Below are 23,177 nucleotides of genomic sequence, written 5' to 3'. Positions count from 1 at the left end.
GCTGTCACTTCGGGTCAGGCTGGCCCGAAGGCACGAAAAAAGCAGGACATTTTTCATGTCCTGCCTGATATGTATCCTTATTCTGTTGGTTCCTCGGATGGAGCAATCAGAAGTGAATCGTCGATTACAATGTCTTCTGATGGTTTTAATAATTCTGTCAAAAATTCAGTGCCTTAAAATATTTTCTCTCCAAAAGATCAAGCCATCATCCATGCGGATCATCATTTTTAACATGAAAGCGGCCTCCTTTTTTATTATATCATCAGAAAACAGGGGCTACAATCTTGAAAGTCCAAATTTTTCGCCACCTTCTTTTTTTCAGGCCGCAGGCTTTTTGGATGTTTTTTTTGCTGTTGATCTTTTGCGGGCAGCCGGCTTTTTCAGCGGCTTCTTTTCTGCTTTTTCTGCCAGTGTACAGGACAGCACTACGGCTCCAAAAGCCGGAATCCGTATCTTCAGAGAATTTTCTCTCTCATCACATTCCTCTGCCTTACTGGATTTTGCCCTTGGATTTCCGGTACCCAGACCTCCGTATTCTTTTCGGTCGCTGTTAAAGATTTCTTTGTATTTGCCCTTAAAAGGAACGCCGATCTGGTAGTTTTCATAGGGCACTGCCGCAAAATTCACCACCGCTACAAGGGTTTCTTCCGGTTTTTCTGTTTTCCTCATAAAGGTCAGTACGTTTTCTTCATACTTCATCAGTTGGATCCATTCAAAGCCTTCATATTCATGGTCTTTCTGCCACAGTGCGGGATGAGAACAGTAAAGCTCATTCAGATCATGTAAAAATGTTTCCATTTCCCGGGAAAGCTCTTTACCCGGAGAAGTCATTTTAATTCCCGGATGAAGCATCTGATACGTATAGGCAGCTCTTATCTGGGCAAGCTTCTGTTTCTCATCGCCCGGAAGCTTATCCATAAATTCACTGATCTCCCCGGCACTTCTTGTTCCCAGTGTCAGTACATAATGCTCGCAGTAGGCATAGAGCATGGACAAAGTAAGCTGATCATGGTCATACTGACGCTGAACGGGATCCAGCTCCAGATAATGAATAAAATCACTGGTCCAGTTATTGTTCCATTTATAGTCAAAACCAATATGATCGTTTTCCACATCATCTGTAAGCTCCGGCCACAGTCCGTCCTCCTGAGCGATCATAAGAACACCGGGGTGCTTTTTCTTCATAACTGAATTCAGATGCTTCAGAAATTCTACTGACGCCAGGTTTTCGTTGGTTCCGTAAAGATTTGGCCGCCAGCTTTCGCCCTCTCTTCCATAATCCAGATAAAGCATGGAATCCACATCATCCACACGGAATCCGTCCACATGGTACACCTCTGTCCAGTAAAACGCATTGGCGATCAGGAAATCCTTTACCATTGGACTTTCATAATTATAAAGAAGGGTTCCCCACATAGGATGAACTGCCATTGCAGGATCCGGAACCTCATAAAGAGGTGTTCCGTCAAAGCACTCCAGTCCTTCTCCATGGCGCGGAAAATGAGCCGGAGTCCAGTCCAGTATCACACCGATATTTTCTTTATGGAGCTCATTGACCAGACGGGCAAAATCCTCCGGCACACCATATCTACGGTCAGGTGCATAGTAAGAAAATGTAGAATAAGGCCCTGACTCTTCGTCCAGGTATCCCATAACCGGATGAAGCTCCACATGGGTATAGCCCAGTTTTTTTACAAAGGAAACAAGTTCTTCCCCGTTTTTCCATTGAGTCAGGTCTGTTTCGTAAATAGATACCGGCTGATTCCTGTCCGCATATTTTTTGCGCTCCGCCATCCAGAAATCATCTGTCCAGGTAATGTCTCCGGCAGCTTTGTCCACTATGGATGCTGTGGCGGGAAAAGCCTCTGTGCAGGTTCCATAGGGATCCGCTTTCAGGAGCTTCTGACCTCCCCGGATTCTGACCTCATACTTATAAAGATCTCCTTTTTTTACTCCTGGAATAAAAAGCTCAAAAATACCGGACATGGGCCGTCTGTGCATCAGATGACCTCTGCCGTCCCAGCCGTTAAAATCTCCCACAACACTTACGCTTACCGCATTTGGAGCCCACACGGCAAAGCTGGTTCCTTCTGTTCCGTCTATGGTCATCACATGGGCGCCCATTTTTTCATAGGCATGATAATATACTCCTGCACAAAAAGCCTTTTCCTCTTCCTCTGTCATCTGCCCAGAAAAGGCATAAGGGTCTTCAAACTCCTTTGTTTCTCCGTTTTTTGTTACACGGAAAGAATAGGAAGGAATTTTTCTTCCGGACACAAGAACTGCAAAATATCCTGCCTCATCTTCCTTTTCCATAGAATATGCCTTTTTCTCTATCACCGCCTCGGCCTTTTCTGCCTCCGGGAAAAAGCCCTGCAGCAGTATCCCGTCCGGAGTGAGCCTTGGAGCCATAATATCTTTTGGAGATACTTCCTCCCCGTATATGATTGCTTCAATTCCTGGCCAGTCCATATAGTCATACGCTTTTCCGTTCATCTTCTCCAACCTCCTGACTGATTCCTCCGGCAAAAAGGGCTCTCCATTATCTAAAACAAATGGATTCTCCCCTGCAAAAGAATCTGTAATATTGTTATTTTACCATTTTTACTGTAAAAAATAAAGATTTGTCCGAATTTTGTTTGACAAAATTGATTCCCTACGCTAAATTGATAATAGCGAAAACATACAGATTGCCGGTCTGTTCCTGCCAGCTCAGGAGTCTGTGTGGATCACAAGATACTTAGGAGGTTTATTATGAAAAACAGAAAATACGATGTAACAGCACTTGGCGAACTGCTGATCGATTTTACCGAAAACGGCGACAGCGCTCAGGGGAATCCTCTGATGGAGGCAAATCCGGGCGGCGCTCCCTGCAATGTCCTTGCCATGCTGCAGAAGCTTGGCAAAAAAACAGCCTTTATTGGCAAAGTCGGAAACGATATGTTCGGAAATCAGTTAAAAAAGGCTGTAGAGGAAGTTGGAATTGATACACGCAACCTGATCATGGACCATAAGCATCATACTACGCTTGCTTTTGTCCATACTTATCCGGACGGGGACAGAGATTTTTCTTTTTATCGTGATCCCGGCGCAGATATGATGCTCACAAAGGAAGAGGTTCAGAAAGAACTGATTGAAGATTCCCGTATTTTCCATTTCGGTACTCTTTCTTCCACCCATGAAGGTGTCAGAGAAGCGACCCGTCATGCCATTGAACTGGCAAAAGAGGCCGGCTGTATCATTACTTTTGATCCGAATCTCCGCCCTCCTCTGTGGAATTCTCTGGACGATGCACGCAGAGAGATCGAATACGGAATGGGAAAATGCGATGTACTGAAAATTTCTGACAATGAAGTAGAATTTCTTTTCGGAACCACTGATTACGACAAAGGCGCTGCCCTGATCCGCGAAAAATACAACATTCCTCTGGTGCTTATCACTATGGGAAAAGACGGAAGCCGCGCTTATTACAAGGATCTCAGAGTGGAGGCTGCTCCTTTCCTTCAGGAAAACACCATTGAAACTACCGGCGCCGGAGATACTTTCTGCGCAAGCGCTCTCAACTATGTTCTGGAGCATGGTCTGGAGAATCTGACTGCTGAAAACTTAAAAGAGCTTCTGACCTTTGCCAACGCAGCCGCTTCTCTGATCACCACCAGAAAAGGCGCGCTTCGCGTTATGCCGTCCAGAGAAGAAGTTCTGGAATTTATCGCATCCAGACAGTAATTTTTCCGTGGAACAGATTATGAATAAATCTTCCAGAGAAAGGCACACCATAAAAAAAGCAGCCCGGTGTGCCTTTCCTCACACCATACCTATTCTGACAGGTTTTTTGTTTCTGGGCATGACCTATGGTATTTACATGAATGCTTCAGGATTCAGCTTCTGGTATCCCATGCTCATGAGCCTGACAATTTTTGCCGGATCCATTGAATTTGTTACCGTAAATCTTCTTCTGGGCGCCTTCCATCCTGTTCAGGCACTGGCCATGGCTCTGATGATTAACGCCCGTCATCTTTTTTACGGTATTTCCATGCTGGAAAAATACCAGGGAGCCGGTCTGAAAAAATTCTATCTGATCTTCGGTATGTGCGATGAAAGTTTTTCCATAAACTATGCCGCAGAAATCCCTGAAGATGTGGATCGAAGCTGGTTCATGTTTTTTGTAACCCTGTACAATCACATTTACTGGGTAACCGGCGCCACTCTGGGAGGCATCTTCGGCTCTCTGATTCACTTCAGTACAGAGGGACTGGATTTTGTCATGACAGCCATGTTTGTGGTAATCTTTATGGAACAATGGATGAAAGAAAAGAGCCATACCTGTTCTATTCTTGGGCTTTTGCTTTCTCTTATCTGCCTGATTATTTTCGGTCCGGACCGTTTCATCATTCCCGCCATGCTGATGCTCCTTGCCATGCTGACCTTTCTCCGGGTGCCTCTGACCAGAGGAGGTGAAAACCAATGACTCTTACAGAACAGATCATTACCATTGCAATGGTAGTGCTTGGGACTGTCCTGACACGTTTTCTGCCCTTTCTTCTTTTCCCGGCAGGAAAAGCCACTCCCAAATACATTCAGTATCTGGGAAAGGTTCTCCCTCCGGCTGTGTTTGGACTGCTTGTGGTCTACTGTCTGAAAAACGTAAGCATTTTTACCGGCAGCCATGGTATCCCTGAATTTCTGTCCATTCTTGCAGTGGTGTTTCTCCACCTGTGGAAACGACAGATGCTGCTGTCCATTGCCGGAGGGACAATTCTATACATGGTCCTGGTACAGCTTGTTTTTTAAATCTGATCAAAAAAAGGCCCCACTTTTTCAGTAAGACCCTTTTCTGCAAGTCAATTTTATTTTACCACACGAACCTTGGATACTCCCTCTACGGCACGAAGTTCTTCAAGCGCCTCTCTTGAAACTGTGCTCTCCAGATCAATAAGAGTATAGGCATACTCGCCCTTACTCTTATTTGTCATATCCGCAATATTCACGCCCTCTCCGCCAAGGATCTTGGTAAACTGGCTGATCATATTGGGGATATTTTTATGACAGATAGCAATACGTCCCACTGCCACACAGATTCCCATGTCGCAGTTGGGGAAATTCACAGAATTTTTAATGTTTCCGTTTTCAAGGAAATTCCGAAGCTCTTTTACTGCCATTTCTGCACAGTTTTCTTCTGATTCCTCTGTGGAAGCTCCCAGATGAGGAGTTACCAGTATCCCTTCCCGGCCTGCCACAAGAGGATTTGCAAAATCTGTCACATATTTTTTCACTTTTCCGCTTTCCAGTGCATTGATCAGCGCTTCTTCATCAACAAGAAGATCTCTGGCAAAGTTTAAAAGAACCACTCCGTCTTTCATTTTGTCAAAGGCTTCTTTGTTGATCATTTTGCGTGTGCTGTCAAGAAGCGGCACATGAATGGTAATGTAATCGCACTGGCTGTAGATCTCATCAAGGGATTTGCTGTGTTTGATGGTTCTGGAAAGATTCCATGCAGCGTCAATGGAAATATACGGATCATAGCCGTAAACCTCCATTCCCAGATGAGTAGCAGAATTGGCAACCATGGCTCCAATGGCTCCCAGGCCGATGATTCCAAGCTTTTTGCCGCTGATCTCGCAGCCTGCAAACTGCTTTTTCTGCTTCTCCGCAAGCTTATCAATGTTTTCCTTGTCCTTCTGACCGGCTACCCACTCAATACCGCCCACAATGTCGCGGGAGGCAAGGAGCATTCCTGCAATTACCAGCTCCTTTACACCGTTGGCATTGGCCCCCGGGGTGTTAAAAACAACGATTCCCTGTTCCGCGCAGGCATCAACAGGAATATTATTTACACCGGCGCCGGCGCGGGCAATAGCCTTTACAGAATCGCCAAGCTCCATATCATGCATCTTGGCGCTTCTTACAAGAACAGCATCCGCTTCATTGATATTTTCTGTTTTTGTGTAATCCTCACTGAACATGTTCAGGCCTCTTTCGGCAATGGGATTCAGGCAGTGATACTGAAACATTACGCATTCTCCTCCTCAAATTTTTTCATAAAAGCAACAAGGGCTTCCACTCCCTCTTTCGGCATTGCGTTGTAAATGCTGGCGCGCATGCCGCCCACGGTTCTGTGACCTTTCAGATTTACAAAGCCTGCTGCCTTTGCTTCTTTTACAAATTTCGCATCCAGATCTTTATCGCCTGTAACAAACGGAACATTCATCAGTGAGCGGGATTCCGGCTCCACCGTTCCTTTAAACAGCTTACTTTCATCCAGGAAATCATAAAGGCTCTTTGCTTTTTCTTCGTTTCTTCGTTTCATCTCCTCAAGTCCGCCCATGGACTTCAGCCACTTAAATACCTTTCCGCACACATAGATGCAGTAAGCGTTTGGAGTATTATAAAGGGAGCCTGCGTCTGCATGAGTCTTGTAGGTAAGCATGGTAGGTGTACCTGGAAGGACATCCTCAGTGATCAGATCTTCACGGATGATCACGATCACCATTCCCGCAGGTCCGATATTTTTCTGGACTCCGCCGTAAATGATTCCGTATTTACTTACGTCAACAGGCTCGGAAAGGAAGCAGGAGGAAACGTCTGCCACCAGAGTTTTGCCCTTTGTATTGGGAAGAGTTTTAAATTTTGTTCCATAAATGGTATTGTTTTCGCAGATGTACACATAATCGGCATCAGGACTGATATCCAGATCACTGCAGTCCGGAATATAGGAAAAGGTCTTATCCTCAGAAGATGCGATCTTATTGACCTTGCCGTACTTCTGCGCTTCCTGATAAGCTTTTTTGGCCCACTGTCCGGTGACAATATAATCTGCCACCCCGTTTTTCATCAGGTTCATGGGAATCATTGCAAACTGCTGTGATGCCCCTCCCTGCAAAAAAAGCACCTTATAGTTGTCCGGAATGTTCATCAGATCTCTCAGATCCTGCTCCGCCTCATCAATGATTTTCTGAAATTCAGGGCTTCTGTGACTCATTTCCATCACAGACATGCCACAGCCCTGATAATCCATCATTTCTTCTGCCAGTTCTTTCAGTACCGGTTCCGGCAGTACAGCCGGTCCGGCGGAAAAGTTATACACTCTGCTCATTTTTCATATCCTCCTCGTCAAAGACATCATCAATATTTGCCCCGGCAGGCACCATTGGAAATACACTTAAATCCTGATCGATCCAACAGTCCAAAACCACCGGACCATCAGAAGACAGAGCTTCTTTAAGCGCAGGTTCCACTTCCTCCATTTTTGTGACACGGATGGCCTTTGCCCCCATGCCCTCGGAGATCTTCACAAAATCCACTGCATCATTTAATACAGTATGCGAATATCTGTGATCGTAGAATAAAGTCTGCCACTGGCGCACCATTCCCAGAACATGGTTGTTCAGAACGATCTGCACAAGTGGTTTTCCACAGCGCACTGCTGTTGCAATCTCATTCATGTTCATCCGGAAACATCCGTCACCTGCGATATTTACCACAGTTTTTTCCGGTCTTCCCATTTTTGCTCCGATAGCTGCCCCCAGACCAAATCCCATGGTTCCCAGGCCGCCGGAGCTTAAAAATGTTCTCGGTTCTTTGTATTTATAATACTGAGCCGCCCACATCTGATGCTGTCCCACATCTGTAGTGATAATTGCATCTCCGTCGGTCAGTTCATAAAGTTTTTCAATGATATACGGTCCGGTAAGCTGGGTATGATCGTAATTCAGAGGATATTTTGCCTTCATCTCCTGAATATGTTCCATCCACTGAGGATGCTTTTTCTCCGGGATTTCCTCCAGAAGCCTTCTTAAAACTTCTTTGATGTCGCCTTCTATATAAGCATCCACCAGAACGTTTTTATTGATTTCCGCAGCGTCAATATCTATCTGAAGAATCTTTGCTTTATTGGCAAAGGTTTTTGCATTTCCGGTTACACGGTCACTGAACCGGGCTCCCAGAACAATCAGAAGATCGCACTGACTGACTCCCAGATTGGAGGTTTTTGTTCCATGCATTCCCAGCATTCCCGTATAATATGGATCTTCTCCTGAGAATCCGCCTTTCCCCATAAGGCTGTCGCAGACCGGAGCCTGAATCCTGTGAGAAAGCTCTGCGATTTCTTCCGATGCGCCGGAGATCACAGAACCGCCGCCAACAAAAATAAACGGTTTCTGCGCCTTGCAGATCATGTTTACTGCCTGTTCCACATTCTCCCTGTGGATCTCGCTTGTCTCACGGTTTACGGTTGCCGGACGGCGGGGAGAATAATCATAAAGCGCCCCTGTCACATCCTTTGTCACATCCACCAGAACCGGCCCCGGACGTCCGCTCTTTGCAATATAAAAAGCCTTTCGTATGGTGTCCGCAAGCTTGGTGATATCCTTTACAATATAACTGTGCTTGGTGATCGGCATAACGATTCCTGCAATATCCACTTCCTGGAAGGAATCTTTTCCCAGAAGAGGCTTTCCTACGTTTGCAGTGATCGCCACTACCGGAACAGAATCCATATATGCAGTGGCGATTCCGGTTACCAGGTTTGTGGCTCCCGGTCCTGAAGTTGCCATACACACTCCTACTTTTCCGGTTGCACGTGCATAGCCGTCTGCCGCATGAGCCGCTCCCTGCTCATGGGAGGTCAGAACATGATGAATCTCATCTCTGTATTTATAAAGTGCATCATAGACGTTCAGGATAGCCCCGCCCGGATAGCCAAAAACGGTATCCACGCCCTGTTCCTTCAGACATTCTATGATAATTTCCGCGCCTGTCAGCTGCATATCGTCTCCTCCTTATTCCCTCTGTATTTTCCGGTGTATCTCTTCAATCTTATATTGATTCCCTGTAAAACTGTTGCTGTTTTATGATACCTGTAAAATGTTTTTCAGGCTTCTTTATATAACAGATCATTTTTTTCATTATTTCTGGATCTTCGGTACCTCAAGGATCGCTCCGCGGTTTCCGGAGGTTACCATAGACGCATATCTTGCCAGATATCCTGTGGTTACTTTTGGTTCTCTGGGCTGCCATCTCTCTTTTCTTGCCTGCATTTCCTCATCGGAAACCTTTACTTCCAGTTTCAGTGCCGGAATATCAATACTGATGATATCTCCTTCTTCGATCAGAGCAATGGGTCCTCCTACTGCCGCTTCCGGAGAAACATGTCCGATGGAGGCTCCTCTGGACGCGCCGCTGAACCTTCCGTCCGTAATAAGAGCCACTGAAGAGCCAAGTCCCATGCCTGCAATTGCGGAAGTAGGATTCAGCATTTCTCTCATTCCCGGTCCGCCTTTCGGGCCTTCGTAACGGATTACAACTACGTCTCCCGGTACAATTTTTCCGCCCTTGATGGCGTCAATGGCATCCTCTTCACAGTCAAACACTCTGGCCGGTCCTTCATGAACCATCATCTCTTCCACAACCGCAGAACGTTTTACCACTCCTCCGTCAGGAGCAAGGTTTCCTTTCAGGACTGCAAGTCCTCCTGTCTGGCTGTATGGATTGTCAATGGGGCGTATTACCTCAGGATTCAGGTTTACACAGTTTTTAATGTTTTCTCCCACAGTCTTTCCTGTGACAGTCATACACTCTGTATGAAGAAGTCCTTTTTTATCCAGCTCGTTCATAACTGCATAAACGCCGCCTGCTGCGTTTAAATCTTCCATATAAGTAGGTCCTGCCGGAGCAAGGTGACAGAGGTTTGGAGTTTTTTCACTGATGCTGTTCGCAAAGCTGATATCAAAATCCATGCCGATCTCATGGGCAATAGCCGGAAGATGAAGCATACTGTTTGTGGAACAGCCAAGAGCCATATCCACTGTCAGAGCGTTGAGAATGGCTTCCTCTGTCATAATATCTCTTGGGCGGATATTTCTTCTGTACATTTCCATAACCTGCATTCCTGCATGTTTGGCAAGACGGATCCTTTCAGAATAAACGGCCGGAATCGTTCCGTTTCCGCCAAGCCCCATACCCAGAACCTCTGTAAGACAGTTCATGGAGTTTGCAGTATACATACCGGAACAGGATCCGCAGGTAGGGCAGGTTTTGTTTTCGTATTCTGTCAGCTCATCCTCAGAAATATTTCCTGCCGCATAAGCGCCCACTGCTTCAAACATACTGGAAAGACTGGTTTTGTGTCCGTGGATACGTCCTGCAAGCATAGGACCTCCGCTTACAAATACCGTTGGCACATTGATCCTGGCAGCTGCCATCAGAAGGCCCGGAACATTCTTGTCACAGTTCGGAACCATCACCAGGGCGTCAAACTGATGAGCCATTGCCATTGCCTCAGTGGAATCCGCGATCAGATCTCTTGTAACAAGAGAATATTTCATTCCTGTATGTCCCATGGCAATGCCGTCGCAGACTGCAATGGCCGGGAATACAACAGGGGTTCCGCCAGCCACGGCAACTCCCTGTTTTACTGCATCCACTATTTTGTCAAGATTCATATGTCCGGGAACAATTTCATTGTAAGAGCTTACAATTCCTACCATGGGACGTTCCATTTCTTCCTTTGTAAATCCAAGAGCATTAAACAGGGACCTGTGCGGAGCCTGCTGGGAACCTTTTTTTACTGCATCACTTCTCATGTATATGTCTCTCCCTTCTGTATCGTAAGACAGATCATCCTGCCTGATGTTTGCTGTAAATTGAAAAGCCGGTAATTGCAACTGATCCTTTCTGTAAATTCAGTGCCCGGCAAATAATTTCTGATTCTTGTCCGTTTCCTTTCTGTCACACCGCTGCTGCGATCAGATCACCCATCTCAGCGGTTCCCACTTGCCTGCAGCCCTCTGACATAATATCGCCTGTCCGGCAGCCATCTTTAAGAACCTTCTGCACTGCTGCCTCCACTGCGTCTGCTTCTCTGTCAAGGTCAAGTGAATAGCGGAGCATCATCGCCGCTGACAAAATGGTTGCAATAGGATTTGCCTTATTCTGTCCTGCAATATCCGGCGCCGAACCGTGACTGGGCTCATAAAGCCCAAATTTTGTATCATTCAGACTTGCCGAAGAAAGCATTCCGATAGAGCCTGTTACCATGCTCGCCTCATCAGAAAGAATATCGCCAAACATATTCTCTGTAAGGATCACGTCAAACTGTCCCGGATTGTGAACAAGCTGCATAGCGCAGTTGTCAACCAGCATATGCTCCAGAGTCACCTCCGGGTAATCCTTTGCCACTTCTTCCACAACCTTTCTCCAGAGCCGGGAAGAGTCCAGCACATTGGCCTTATCTACGCTTGTCACCTTTTTCTTTCTCTTCATGGCAATGTCAAAAGCCTTTACTGCAATGCGGCGGATTTCATTTTCATTATAGGAAAGTGTGTCAACTGCTGTTTTTACACCGTTCTCTTCGACAGTCCTTCTTTCTCCGAAATAAAGTCCTCCGGTAAGCTCCCTGACAATGATCATGTCAAAGCCGTTCCCAATGATCTCCTCTTTCAGAGGACAGGCAGCCTTAAGCTCCTGATAAAGATATGCCGGACGAAGGTTTGCAAAAAGATTCAGGGCCTTACGGATTGCCAGAAGGCCAGCCTCCGGGCGTCTGGATGGTTCCAGCCGGTACCAGGGAGAGGTCTTTGCATCCCCTCCAATGGAGCCCATCAGAACTGCGTCGGAAGCCTTTGCAGTTTCTACTGCTTCCTCTGTCAAAGGCACCCCATGCACATCAATGGAAGCGCCGCCTAACAAAACCTCTGAGTAAATAAACTTATGACCATATTTGCTGCAGACAGCGTCCAGAACCTTTCTGGCCTCCCTTACAATTTCCGGTCCAATCCCGTCGCCGGGAATCAAAGCAATTTTATATTCCATTTTCTTATTTCCTTTTTCCGCAGGAAACCACCCTGCAGATCCCTTTCCTTTTTGGATTGTTACTATAATAACGCACTTTGCGGAAGATTTCAACCTGTTAAAGCGAAAAAGCCATCAAAAAAAGAGTTGTACATGATCATACATTGCACAACTCTCCTTAGACTAAGTCATATACCACAAGCTACCCCAACTGTTTTTTTAGAAAAAAGGGCCTCAGTTCTCACCAACACCTAGTGTATTTTTATCTTTATTCTCTATAGCAAAATACTGAATTTCTCGTGTACTCAATTCATTTATGATTGCTTTCCATATGGAGTTTTTTCTTCTGCTACCATCGACAGCGTTTCCTGACCATCCAAATCATATACCACTGTTTTATGCTCTGGCTCTGTAAAGGCAGACGAACCTCCGATGCCAAAATACTTTTCAAAGAAGGTTTTCAGCTTTTCAATAACTCCCTGTTTTTTCTTGGTTCTTCCACCACCACCAAAACGGGATATAGGCGGCATAAGTTTATCTATGTCAGTTCCGACTGTTCTAATTTCGCCGTCCCGAAACGCATTTTCTATGAACTTTCGGGTATCCTCTGGCTTCAGTTTTTCTTCCTTAATGATAACATCAAGGTCATGATCACGCTGTGCCACCACAAATTCATGCCACTCATTCATGACATCATCCACATCATTGATTCCTGCAATAAAAGTTTCAATGAGCTGTTTCTTACTGCGCAACTCTGGGCTCGCATCAATCGCCTTATTGATGGTTATCAGCACTTCCTTGTCTTCGCAGTGTGTATCATGATACTTCTTTACAAGCATGAGGATATAATCAATGTTAATTTCTATCTGCCGGATCAGTTCAATTTCAAATACCACATCATCTGTAATATCTGTACTTTCCTGACGCTTGCGTTTCCACTCATCACGCAAGTCCTGATAACGACCGAGGTAATCCTGTAAATCACGCTCAGAAATCAGCTCATTGCCCTTGAACTCATCAAAAGAAAGCAAAAGATTTCTCATGCGGAGAATTGCACCAAACAGAGCAATAAAGTCCTTTTGATTCTGTTCTCCGATAATCTGCGGTTCTGATAACGGAAATTTATGATTCAAGTCCTCCATCATATCCACATAACCCGGCATCGGTTTACCATCTATAGACTCATATCCATAATAATAATCTTTAAAACTCTGTAGCAGTACAATACCTCCGGCATTCTTATCCCCAAACAGGGAAATGGCACTATCCACACGCTTTTGCAGATTTCGGAAACACACAATATTTCCAAAGGTCTTAATAGAATTCAGAATACGGTTGGTACGAGAAAATGCCTGTATCAGTCCGTGCATTTTCAGATTTTTATCTACCCATAGCGTATTCATGGTTGTGGCATCAAAACCTGTAAGGAACATATTTACTACGATCAAGATATCCAATTCCTTATTTTTCATGCGAAGCGACACATCTTTATAATAATTCTGGAATTTATCACTTGAGGTATCGTAATTCGTATGGAACATTTCATTATAATCCTTAATGGCTTCTTCCAGAAATTCTCTGGACGGCTGATCAAGTGCAGAGGTATCTTCAGAATTTTCTTCATCCAGAATACCATCCGATTCTTCTTCGTTTGCACCATAACTGAAAATGGTTGCAACACGCAATTTCTTGGTCGGATCTGCTGCCATTTGCTTTTTGAATTCCTGATAATATAATTTTGCCATCGGAACACTCGATACCGCAAAAATAGAATTAAAACCACTAATACGCTGTTTCTGCTTGATTTCCTCTACCTCATCCCGCTTGGCAGAAGCTACCTCTGAAATATTAGTAAGCGCATTATATATGTATGTTTTATCCCCACGATACGTCTTCTGGTCAAAATGTTCCAGTATGTACTGTGTCACAATGCGAATACGCTCAGGAGCCATCATAACCTTTTCACGGTTAATGTCCCAGACCATCTCATCTGTGATTTCTTCCTCCACATCCATCGTTTTAATATAATCAACCCGGAATGGAAGAACATTTTTATCGTTAATAGCATCCACAATCGTATAACTGTGAAGCTGATCTCCAAAGATCTGACCTGTAGTAAAGAATTCTGGATTCTTGGCTCTGCCAGAATTAACAGAGAAGATTGGTGTTCCTGTAAATCCAAACAGATGATATTTCTTAAAATTTTTTACAATAGCAGTGTGCATATCCCCAAACTGGCTGCGATGGCACTCGTCAAAAATAATAACGATATGTTTCAGATAAACTTCATGTCCCGGATTCTTTTTTATAAAGGTAGCCAGTTTCTGAATTGTGGTAATGATGATATGCGCATCTGGGTCTTCCAACTGCCGTTTTAATATGGTAGTCGATGTATTGCTGTTGGCTGCACCTTTTTCAAAACGGTCATATTCTTTCATAGTCTGGTAATCCAGATCTTTACGGTCAACCACAAACAGTACCTTATCAATATACGGCAGCTTCGATGCCAGTCTTGCCGTCTTAAATGAAGTCAGTGTCTTGCCAGAACCTGTGGTATGCCAGATATAACCACCACCCTCGACACTGCCGTACTTCTTATAATTATTGGCAATTTCGATACGATTGAGAATTCGCTCCGTAGCTGTAATTTGATACGGGCGCATAACCATTAGCATATCTTCCGATGTAAAAATACAATATTTCGTAAGAATATTCAGAATCGTATGCTTTGCGAAGAAGGTCTTTGTAAAGTCAATCAAATCTGGAATCACACGGTTATTGGCATCTGCCCAGAAGCAGGTAAACTCAAAGCTATTACTGGTCTTAGTCTTACTTGCTCCCCGCTTCTCATGTTCCTTTTCTGCATTCCGTCTGGTGCTGTTGGAATAATACTTTGTATTTGTTCCATTGGATATAACAAAAATCTGGATATACTCATACAGTCCGCACCCCGCCCAAAAAGAATCCCTCTGGTAACGGTTGATCTGGTTGAATGCCTCACGGATGGCAACACCTCTACGCTTCAGCTCAATATGCACAAGCGGCAGACCATTGACTAATACTGTAACATCATAGCGGTTATCATGCTTTGCACCATTCTCTGTACCAATCACACAGCCCAGGCTGCCCTCTCTGCTGCCTGAGGCAGCATTCACCTTGTATTGATTGATGACCTGCAACCTGTTATTATGAATGTTCTTTTTATCTATAAGCGTAATGTTCTTGGAAGAACCATCATCACGAGTCAGAACTTGGACATTATCCTCCTGTATCTTACGAGTCTTTTCCACAATATGTTCATTGGGATTCGCAACAGCATTTTTGAAAAAAGCATCCCACTCTGTGTCTGAAAACTGATAATTATTCAGTTCCTCTAATTTTTTACGGAGATTGGAAATCAGATCTTTCTCCGTGTGAATAGGCAGATACTCATATCCCTGTTCGCAGAGCAGACGGATAAATTCCTGTTCCAGTTCTGCTTCGCTCTGATAACTGTCAGAACGTTTTTTCACTGGCTCATATTCTGTGACAACGGTATTCTCCGATGTCTCCGCTACAATATTAAAGTATGGCACATCCTCGCCTCCTTACTTTGGTAATTCTTTAAAAGATAACAGCTTATCCCTGTAATATTCATATTGCTTCTGACGTGCTTCGATTTCTGCCGGAAGTCCTGTGGCCAGATCATTGCAGAGAGTATCAAAACGGTCGAGAATATCGGTAATACGATTTTGTTCCTGTAATAAAGGAATTTGTAATTCAATACTATTGAGCATTTCGCCACTTACATGAGGAACTCCTGCACCACGTTTCATAGCATTTAGTTCTGACTCCATGTTTTTCAAAACATAATATAAAAATTTTGTGGTAATTAATTCGCTTTTTTCTTCGTAACCAAATCCATCTGTAACAAAAATTTTCTGATTCCAATAGGAAACAAATCCTGCTGATGCACCACTTCGTGCAACCACCACTATTTCCCCATCATGATTGTGCTTGTCAATATAATACGCTGGTTCTTGTCCTCCAAGAATTACAGGGATAGATCCTGCCTTTGTATTTTTCTTTGTGATGTATTCTCCTCTGAATACATTTGCAACTTTTCCCAACGGTAGCATAACATAACCAAACACATACTGGATGAGCTTAATTGCGCTCAGCTCTGTCTGTCTGTCTGTCTGTCTGTCTGTCTGTCTGTCTGTCATGAGCATGCTACCTGTTTCAGCAAATGTCAAGAGCAAATCACGATAATATTCATATTGTTTCTGACGTGCTTCAATTTCAGCTGGCAAACCAATATTCAGATCAGTACAAATGGCTTCAAAATTATCAAGAACATTAACAAGCCTTTTCTGTACATCCAATGCCGGAACAGGAACAGGGAATTGATTTAGCATCGGTCTTCGAATAGATGCCACAGACCCCTGAAACATAGTTTTCTGTATATATGGCAAAAATGCCGATCTCATATAGTGAAAATAATACCTCGGTAATACATCTGGAGTATTTATATGAATTCGGTATGCTCTTTGATGCAAAGCATATTTTCCTTCAACATAATGAAATACCTTTCCTACACCGACTCCATCGCCAGCAGTAATAATGGCAGTTTCATCATATTCATATTCATTTTTTCGCAACGGTTCCTGTGAGCGGACATAAAAAGGATATTTACCTTCTTCAACTCCTTCATTAGTGTTACTACTACCAGTACCAATATCAGCAATATCAGCTAATGGAACAATTTTAACATTGTTATCAAATGTCAGCAGTTTATTGCGATAAAATTCATACTGTTTCTTCCGAGCTGTAAGCTCGGCTGTAAGCTCGGCTGTAAGTAACGTGAAAGAGTCCAAAATATGGACTATTTCACGTTGTACCTCCAGAGGAGGTACAGGAAGCTTAATAGCTTTAATTGATGGTACGCTGGAATGGACAACTTTACTTTTTACCTTTCCAGAGCTTTTTTGTTTTTGTGCATCTACAGTTGATAAAGCGTAACTTATGTATTTGGGATCTTCTTTATGTTTCAGTACAACAATATCTCCACCCGCTAAACATTTCTCATTTCCTATATATGCGCAACACTTTGCAATATCTTCAACACTTTCTCCAGTTATTGCAAACAAAATATCTCCATATTCAAAATACTTTGGCGATTTTACATACTCCAATTTTGTATGAGACTTGCATTTTTCAAACCAGACACCGTACGTTGTATAAATTTCCCCATAACGCACACACGGTATCCCTTCCTCCGTTACCTGGTCCCTTTTAATACCAGAGCCTCTGTATATATCCACTGCTATTTCATCAATCGTTTTATATTCCACACCGTTTGGGCAAAACTCCGCAATCAATTCATCTAATCTGCTCATGCTTCAGTCTCCTTGCTCAAAACAGCCCGTAATCTTTTTGTAAGTTTTTGTTTCAAATCATTATCGTTTTCATAAAGAACAATGTTATCACCACTTACATCAAAATGAACTCTTTCATTTTCAAAAAAGCTTCGTTTACAAGTTAGAATTAATTTAATTGGATGATTACATAATTGTAGACCTCTAGCAATTCCAGCTTCATAATAAACACCGCCACGATTTCCTGTTAAATCTGCAATCAAAGCAACAGAATCTGTTATTTCAGCAGTAATTTCTCCGATAATAGATCCATTGAATTGTTTCTCATCAATTCTCATAGCTGAATAATTCAACGATTGAATAACAGGCTTATATACCTGTTCGTATGTAGAAGCAGTTTCCTCCGCAAACATCATAGCAACAAATATTTGATTTCTTTTCGTTATTGGTGGAATAGACACTTTATCATATTTTTTCTTATAAAGTTGGCGTAATAATGCCACCAAATTTTCGCAACGCTGAAAAGCATCCCCTTGCTTTTTTATGCCATCAATAAGTATCCTCGCTTCTTCGTTATTTTCATTAATTTCTTCTAAAAACGCCTCGACCTCATAAACCCATTCACTAACATTAGGCTGCTTGGGATTATCAATCAATTTTTTTAACGCTTCTTTTTCATCCATAATTACACCTCGATTTCTGCGATGATTTTATCAATCTCATCACGGAGTACCTGCTCACGAGCAACAATTTCCTTAATTTCTGCATTCAGCTTCACAATATCAATTTTCTCTCTGGTATCTTCGACTTCAACATATGTAGACACAGACAAATTATAATCATTTCCGGATATTTCCTCATAGCCCGCCAGATGTGCAAAATGCTCCACTTCTTCACGCTTGGCAAACACATCCACAATCCGCTCGATATTCTCTGGTGTCAGTTTATTATTGTTGGTAACCTTCACACACTCGCTTGTAGCATCAATAAACAGGGTCTTGTTATCTGCCTTGTTCTTTTTCATTACCATGATACAGGTTGCAATCGAAGTGCCAAAGAACAAGTTACTCGGCAACTGAATAATGCAGTCCACATAGTTATTATCCACAAGATATTTACGGATTTTCTGCTCTGCGCCACCACGATACATAATTCCCGGAAAGCATACGATGGCAGCAGTTCCATTCGACGCAAGCCACGACAAACTGTGCATGATAAATGCCATATCTGCCTTACTTTTCGGTGCAAGAACTCCGGCAGGAGAAAATCTTGGGTCATTAATCAACAATGGATTATCTGTTCCTGCCCATTTTATAGAATATGGTGGATTGGATACTATTAATTCAAACGGTTCATCATCCCAGTGCTGTGGTGCAAGCAATGTATCCTCACATGCAATGTTAAATTTATCGAATCCAACATCATGCAAAAACATATTGATACGACACAGGTTGTAAGTTGTGATATTGATTTCCTGACCGTAAAATCCATTACGAATAGCGTCCTTGCCAAGAATTTTCTCAGCTTTCAAAAGTAGTGAACCAGATCCACACGCCGGATCATATACTTTATTGATTTCTGTTTTTCCTACAGTACCAAGTCGTGTGAGTAATTCAGACACATCTGCCGGAGTAAAGAATTCCCCACCAGATTTTCCGGCATTCGAGGCATACATGGTCATAAGGTACTCATATGCATCACCAAACGCATCAATAGAGTGGTCTTTCACATCTCCCAGATTCATTTCACCCACACCATTCAGAAGTTTCACGAGTTTTTCATTACGTTTTGCAACTGTAGCACCCAATTTATTGCTGTTTACATCATAATCATCGAATAATCCGGCAAAATCACTTTCCGACTCGCTTCCTTGTGCAGATTCTTCTATATGTCGGAACACACGCTCCAATGTTTCGTTTAAATTTTCGTCATTCGCAGCATCCGCACGTACATTGCAGAACAGCTCACTGGGCAGAATGAAGAATCCTTTTTCTTCAACCAATCCTTCTCTAGCTTCTTCTGCATCCTCATCTGATATTTTCGCAAAATCAAATCCAATGTTACCTGCATCAGCCTCACCGCTGTTTATGTAATTACACAGGTTTTCGGAAATATAGCGATAAAACATCGTACCAAGAACGTAATTTTTAAAGTCCCAACCATCGACTGCTCCACGCAGTTCATCTGCAATCGCCCATATTGCACGGTGCAATTCATCACGTTCCTGTTCCTTTTTGGTATCAACCATTTTCTCTTCCTCCATTATCCTCTGGTAAAAATTCCAGAATATCGTCAACGCCACAGTTCAGAACACGACATATACTTTCTATACTTTCGAGAGAAACATACCCATTGCGTTTCAGCCGTGTGATAATATTGGCTGAGAAGCCAGCCTCCTGCTGCAACTGTGCGTTTGTCATATTTTTTTCTATCAGTAAATGAAATAATTTTTTGTAGCTGACCGCCATGCCATCCCTCCACTATTTTTAATAAATATAGATAAAATATATCACGAAAAAGTGAATTTTTCAATCTACACAAAACACAGAAGTTTGACAGTTGTAAAATAAATAATCCTTCACCAAGCCTTATAAACTACTGGTTGTAGCTTTTTTATTTCTCAAATTGTAAAAGATGGGATATCTTTTTATCATTTACAATTTAATTTAGTCATTTTCAATAAAAAGACTAAATTAAAATTCTTTATGACGAAGATAACACCAAATATTCACATATATGTATCAGGAAATTTTTCCAAAAAAATAAGCACCGGTCACCCGGTGCCTATTTTTCGTTATGCAGTTGCCTGCTCAGCTTTCTCTACTTCTGCAATTGCCTGTTTTCTCATAGGAATACGGCAGTTTTTGTTGTTTCCAAACTCTACAATAACGTCTTCTTCTGTCATGTCAATAACAACACCGTAGAAACCGCTTGTTGTTACAACGCTGTCGCCTACTTCCATACTGTTCAGCATAGCCTGAAGTCTTTTCTGCTCTTTTTTCTGAGGGCGGATCATCAGGAAATACATAATTCCAAAGATGATTACCATCCAAATGATCATCATGCCCATACTTGCAGCTCCGCTTGCTTCCATTTTGTTTCCTCCTGTTTCCTGACTGTCTTACCTGCTTCCCTGTCCGGAAGCATTATAACACATCATACACAAAAATAAGAATTTCTTCAAGTGTTTTTGTTGCTTTTTTTCTATTTCTGTATTTTATTTATACAGTTTTTATTCTCCTCTGAGGAAGCCTTCCAGTCGCATTTTCTTATATTCTGCAAATCTGCCTTCATCAAGAGCTTCTCTGATCTCCTCCATCATGTGATTATAAAAATACAGATTATGGAGAACGCAGAGGCGCATTCCCAGCATCTCCTTTGCTTTCAGAAGATGACGGATATAGGCTCTGCTGTAATGACGGCAGGCCGGACACTGACAGCCTTCTTCTATCGGTCTTGTATCCAGTTCATATTTTGCATTGAACATGTTCATTTTTCCATGATTGGTATACACATGGCCATGACGTCCGTTTCGGCTTGGATATACGCAGTCAAAGAAATCCACGCCTCTGTCTACGCCTTCAATGATATTGGCAGGTGTTCCCACCCCCATAAGATAGGTGGGTTTGTTCTGAGGCAGATACGGAACCACTGCATCCAGGATCCGATACATTTCTTCATGAGTTTCTCCTACTGCAAGTCCGCCTACTGCATAACCGTCCAGATCCATTTTTGCAATTTCTTTTGCATGCTCAATACGGATATCTTCATAAATGGCGCCCTGATTGATGCCAAAAAGAAGCTGATTCTTATTGATGGTATCCGGCAGACTGTTCAGCCTTGCCATTTCTGTTTTGCATCTGGCAAGCCAGCGGGTAGTCCTCTCTACGGATTTCTGCACATAATCTCTGTCTGCAACACTGCTTGGACATTCGTCAAAGGCCATGGCAATGGTGGATGCAAGATTGGACTGGATCTGCATACTTTCCTCCGGACCCATAAAGATTTTATGTCCGTCAATATGGGACTGGAAATGAACGCCCTCCTCCTTGATCTTGCGGAGCTTGGCAAGGGAAAACACCTGGAAACCACCGGAATCTGTCAGGATCGGTTTGTCCCATACCATAAACTTGTGAAGCCCGCCAAGCTGTTTTACCACTTTATCACCAGGGCGCACATGAAGATGATAGGTATTGGAAAGCTCTACCTGAGTTCCAATCTCATGAAGATCCATGGTGGACACCGCGCCTTTAATGGCGCCGATGGTTCCTACATTCATAAATACAGGGGTCTGTATGGTACCGTGGACCGTATGAAACTCTGCTCTTTTTGCACGCCCCTCTGTTTTCAGCAACTTATATTCTGCCATAGTTCTGCTTCCTCTTTCTGCGGTAATATTTTTACTGTTTTTCAGTATAACTTGTATTGCATAAAAAGTAAAGTACGCAGCCGGAGGAAATCCTGCTGTTTGTACTGTGATAGATCGCGCCCTATAAACGACCGATATATTTTCACATATCAAAATCAGATTATTTTTATCTGTTTTTCAGAATCCCACGCCTGTTTACCCTTACAAATTGTGAAAGTTATACATTGTCATTTTAAAAACTTTGTCGTATAATGTTACGGAATCTTTATCTTATCGTTTACTTATAATAAGAAAGAATATTTGACAGATCTACAACAGATACGACACGAGGAGGCTGACTCACATTTTATGAATACATATACATTAGGAATTGATATCGGATCTACCACCGTAAAGATTGCGATTCTTGATGAAAATCAAACCCTGTTGTTTGCCGATTATCAGAGACATTTTGCAAACATTCAGGAAACTCTGGCCGATCTTCTCCAGAAGGCATATGATAAGCTTGGCGAGTGTACCCTTCATCCGGTGATCACCGGTTCCGGAGGTCTGACTCTTGCCAATCATCTGGAGATCCCGTTTGTCCAGGAAGTAATCGCTGTTTCCTCCTCCCTGCAGACAATGGCTCCACAGACAGATGTTGCCATTGAGCTTGGCGGTGAGGATGCCAAGATCATTTATTTTGAAGGCGGAAATATCGAACAGCGTATGAATGGAATCTGTGCCGGAGGTACAGGCTCTTTTATCGATCAGATGGCATCTCTGCTTCAGACAGACGCCCCTGGTCTGAATGAGTATGCAAAAAATTATAAGGCTCTCTATCCCATTGCAGCCCGCTGCGGTGTTTTTGCAAAAACAGATATTCAGCCTCTGATCAATGAGGGCGCCACCAAGGAAGATCTTTCTGCCTCTATTTTTCAGGCAGTTGTCAACCAGACTATTTCCGGTCTTGCCTGCGGCAAGCCCATCAGAGGTCATGTGGCTTTTCTGGGAGGTCCGCTGCACTTTTTATCAGAGCTGAAAGCTGCCTTTATCCGTACTCTGAAGCTGGATGAGGAACACACCATTGTGCCGGAAAATTCTCATCTTTTTGCAGCCATCGGCTCTGCTCTCAATGCAAAGAAGGAAGTGGCAGTTTCTCTCACTGACTTAAAAGACCGTCTCCGCCATTCCATTAAGCTTGATTTTGAAGTAGAGCGTATGGAGCCTCTTTTTTCTTCAGAAGAGGATTACAGGGAATTTACAGAACGCCAGAGCTCTTACCGGGTAGCCACCGGTGATCTCTCCACTTACAGCGGAAACTGTTATCTTGGCATTGACGCCGGAAGCACCACCACAAAAACCGCTCTTGTAGGCGAAGACGGCAGCCTTCTTTATTCTTTTTACAGCAGCAATAACGGAAGCCCTCTGAATACTGCCATCCGCTCTATTCAGGAAATTTATTCACAGCTGCCAGAGGATGTCCATATTGCCTATGCCTGTTCCACAGGATACGGAGAAGCTCTGATCAAAGCAGCCCTTCTCCTTGACGAGGGAGAAGTGGAAACAGTTTCCCATTATTATGCCGCCGCCTTTTTTGACCCTGAGGTAGACTGCATCCTTGATATCGGCGGACAGGATATGAAGTGCATCAAGATCAAAAATCAGACTGTAGACAGTGTGCA

The 23,177-nt window shown here is 43.3% G+C and carries 17 protein-coding genes; 4 read left to right on the top strand and 13 right to left on the bottom strand.

The genetic code is table 11. The features are described 5' to 3' along the window. Nucleotides 1–318 precede the first annotated feature (318 nt). Nucleotides 319–2,496, bottom strand: coding sequence for a 1,4-alpha-glucan branching enzyme (gene glgB / locus QVP40_RS01450; protein ID WP_022066738.1), 2,178 nt, complete (start codon nucleotides 2,494–2,496; stop codon nucleotides 319–321). A gap of 258 nt (nucleotides 2,497–2,754) precedes the next feature. Between glgB and QVP40_RS01445 the strand changes: the two genes are divergently transcribed. The 3 genes from QVP40_RS01445 to QVP40_RS01435 are packed head-to-tail and all read left to right on the top strand — an operon-like array spanning nucleotide 2,755 to nucleotide 4,791. Beyond that, nucleotides 2,755–3,726, top strand: a complete 972-nt coding sequence (locus QVP40_RS01445) for a carbohydrate kinase family protein (protein WP_022066737.1) — start codon at nucleotides 2,755–2,757, stop codon at nucleotides 3,724–3,726. A gap of 19 nt (nucleotides 3,727–3,745) precedes the next feature. Continuing rightward, nucleotides 3,746–4,468 (top strand): AzlC family ABC transporter permease, encoded by a 723-nt coding sequence (locus QVP40_RS01440; RefSeq protein WP_022066736.1) that lies wholly within the window; start codon nucleotides 3,746–3,748, stop codon nucleotides 4,466–4,468. Then, on the top strand, nucleotides 4,465–4,791 hold the full coding sequence (locus QVP40_RS01435) for a branched-chain amino acid transporter permease (RefSeq protein ID WP_022066735.1): 327 nt from the start codon (nucleotides 4,465–4,467) through the stop codon (nucleotides 4,789–4,791). Before QVP40_RS01440 ends, QVP40_RS01435 begins: the two co-directional genes overlap by 4 nt. A gap of 56 nt (nucleotides 4,792–4,847) precedes the next feature. On the opposite strand, the gene QVP40_RS01430 is transcribed toward QVP40_RS01435, so the two are convergent. The 12 genes from QVP40_RS01430 to tgt form a co-directional block, all read right to left on the bottom strand. Next, nucleotides 4,848–6,011 carry a phosphoglycerate dehydrogenase gene (locus QVP40_RS01430; protein WP_022066734.1) on the bottom strand — a complete coding sequence of 388 codons (1,164 nt, stop codon included), beginning with the start codon at nucleotides 6,009–6,011 and terminating at the stop codon, nucleotides 4,848–4,850. After that, nucleotides 6,011–7,093 carry a 3-phosphoserine/phosphohydroxythreonine transaminase gene (serC, locus tag QVP40_RS01425; protein WP_022066733.1) on the bottom strand — a complete coding sequence of 361 codons (1,083 nt, stop codon included), beginning with the start codon at nucleotides 7,091–7,093 and terminating at the stop codon, nucleotides 6,011–6,013. The genes QVP40_RS01430 and serC overlap by 1 nt, the downstream gene beginning before the upstream one ends. Continuing rightward, on the bottom strand, nucleotides 7,077–8,765 hold the full coding sequence (ilvB, locus tag QVP40_RS01420) for a biosynthetic-type acetolactate synthase large subunit (protein WP_022066732.1): 1,689 nt from the start codon (nucleotides 8,763–8,765) through the stop codon (nucleotides 7,077–7,079). Before ilvB ends, serC begins: the two co-directional genes overlap by 17 nt. A gap of 138 nt (nucleotides 8,766–8,903) precedes the next feature. Further along, nucleotides 8,904–10,580 (bottom strand): dihydroxy-acid dehydratase, encoded by a 1,677-nt coding sequence (gene ilvD / locus QVP40_RS01415; RefSeq protein WP_022066731.1) that lies wholly within the window; start codon nucleotides 10,578–10,580, stop codon nucleotides 8,904–8,906. 145 nt (nucleotides 10,581–10,725) lie between these two features. Next, on the bottom strand, nucleotides 10,726–11,808 hold the full coding sequence (gene leuB, locus QVP40_RS01410) for a 3-isopropylmalate dehydrogenase (RefSeq protein WP_022066730.1): 1,083 nt from the start codon (nucleotides 11,806–11,808) through the stop codon (nucleotides 10,726–10,728). 293 nt (nucleotides 11,809–12,101) lie between these two features. Beyond that, entirely contained in the window at nucleotides 12,102–15,362 is a 3,261-nt protein-coding gene (locus tag QVP40_RS01405; RefSeq protein WP_022066729.1) for a type I restriction endonuclease subunit R, read from the bottom strand. 12 nt (nucleotides 15,363–15,374) lie between these two features. Then, nucleotides 15,375–17,165 (bottom strand): restriction endonuclease subunit S, encoded by a 1,791-nt coding sequence (locus QVP40_RS01400; protein ID WP_022066728.1) that lies wholly within the window; start codon nucleotides 17,163–17,165, stop codon nucleotides 15,375–15,377. Beyond that, entirely contained in the window at nucleotides 17,162–17,827 is a 666-nt protein-coding gene (locus tag QVP40_RS01395; RefSeq protein WP_022066727.1) for a hypothetical protein, read from the bottom strand. Before QVP40_RS01395 ends, QVP40_RS01400 begins: the two co-directional genes overlap by 4 nt. Nucleotides 17,828–17,829: 2 nt before the next feature. Next, nucleotides 17,830–19,392: a type I restriction-modification system subunit M gene (locus tag QVP40_RS01390; RefSeq protein ID WP_022066726.1), complete on the bottom strand. Its 1,563-nt coding sequence runs from the start codon at nucleotides 19,390–19,392 to the stop codon at nucleotides 17,830–17,832. Beyond that, nucleotides 19,385–19,612 (bottom strand): helix-turn-helix domain-containing protein, encoded by a 228-nt coding sequence (locus QVP40_RS01385; protein ID WP_022066725.1) that lies wholly within the window; start codon nucleotides 19,610–19,612, stop codon nucleotides 19,385–19,387. Before QVP40_RS01385 ends, QVP40_RS01390 begins: the two co-directional genes overlap by 8 nt. 326 nt (nucleotides 19,613–19,938) lie before the next feature. Beyond that, entirely contained in the window at nucleotides 19,939–20,238 is a 300-nt protein-coding gene (gene yajC, locus QVP40_RS01380; RefSeq protein WP_022066724.1) for a preprotein translocase subunit YajC, read from the bottom strand. Nucleotides 20,239–20,376: 138 nt separating this feature from the next. Further along, on the bottom strand, nucleotides 20,377–21,513 hold the full coding sequence (gene tgt, locus QVP40_RS01375; protein WP_022066723.1) for a tRNA guanosine(34) transglycosylase Tgt: 1,137 nt from the start codon (nucleotides 21,511–21,513) through the stop codon (nucleotides 20,377–20,379). Nucleotides 21,514–21,861: 348 nt separating this feature from the next. Between tgt and QVP40_RS01370 the strand changes: the two genes are divergently transcribed. Then, on the top strand, nucleotides 21,862–23,177 hold a 1,316-nt coding region (locus QVP40_RS01370; RefSeq protein ID WP_288200128.1), incomplete at its 3' end, for a BadF/BadG/BcrA/BcrD ATPase family protein.

The sequence above is a fragment of the Blautia sp. CAG:257 genome (assembly GCF_000433815.1).
GTDB classification, from domain to species: domain Bacteria; phylum Bacillota; class Clostridia; order Lachnospirales; family Lachnospiraceae; genus Blautia_A; species Blautia_A caecimuris.
This window is presented reverse-complemented; position numbering and strand designations above follow the sequence as displayed.

What these genes read in the sequence shown, in the direction of transcription:
- glgB (WP_022066738.1), bottom strand. Translation starts at nt 2,496, where the DNA reads ATGAACGGAAAAGCGTATGACTATATGGACTGGCCAGGAATTGAAGCA.
- QVP40_RS01445 (WP_022066737.1), top strand. Translation starts at nt 2,755, where the DNA reads ATGAAAAACAGAAAATACGATGTAACAGCACTTGGCGAACTGCTGATC.
- QVP40_RS01440 (WP_022066736.1), top strand. Translation starts at nt 3,746, where the DNA reads ATGAATAAATCTTCCAGAGAAAGGCACACCATAAAAAAAGCAGCCCGG.
- QVP40_RS01435 (WP_022066735.1), top strand. Translation starts at nt 4,465, where the DNA reads ATGACTCTTACAGAACAGATCATTACCATTGCAATGGTAGTGCTTGGG.
- QVP40_RS01430 (WP_022066734.1), bottom strand. Translation starts at nt 6,011, where the DNA reads ATGTTTCAGTATCACTGCCTGAATCCCATTGCCGAAAGAGGCCTGAAC.
- serC (WP_022066733.1), bottom strand. Translation starts at nt 7,093, where the DNA reads ATGAGCAGAGTGTATAACTTTTCCGCCGGACCGGCTGTACTGCCGGAA.
- ilvB (WP_022066732.1), bottom strand. Translation starts at nt 8,765, where the DNA reads ATGCAGCTGACAGGCGCGGAAATTATCATAGAATGTCTGAAGGAACAG.
- ilvD (WP_022066731.1), bottom strand. Translation starts at nt 10,580, where the DNA reads ATGAGAAGTGATGCAGTAAAAAAAGGTTCCCAGCAGGCTCCGCACAGG.
- leuB (WP_022066730.1), bottom strand. Translation starts at nt 11,808, where the DNA reads ATGGAATATAAAATTGCTTTGATTCCCGGCGACGGGATTGGACCGGAA.
- QVP40_RS01400 (WP_022066728.1), bottom strand. Translation starts at nt 17,165, where the DNA reads ATGAGCAGATTAGATGAATTGATTGCGGAGTTTTGCCCAAACGGTGTG.
- QVP40_RS01395 (WP_022066727.1), bottom strand. Translation starts at nt 17,827, where the DNA reads ATGGATGAAAAAGAAGCGTTAAAAAAATTGATTGATAATCCCAAGCAG.
- QVP40_RS01390 (WP_022066726.1), bottom strand. Translation starts at nt 19,392, where the DNA reads ATGGTTGATACCAAAAAGGAACAGGAACGTGATGAATTGCACCGTGCA.
- QVP40_RS01385 (WP_022066725.1), bottom strand. Translation starts at nt 19,612, where the DNA reads ATGGCGGTCAGCTACAAAAAATTATTTCATTTACTGATAGAAAAAAAT.
- yajC (WP_022066724.1), bottom strand. Translation starts at nt 20,238, where the DNA reads ATGGAAGCAAGCGGAGCTGCAAGTATGGGCATGATGATCATTTGGATG.
- tgt (WP_022066723.1), bottom strand. Translation starts at nt 21,513, where the DNA reads ATGGCAGAATATAAGTTGCTGAAAACAGAGGGGCGTGCAAAAAGAGCA.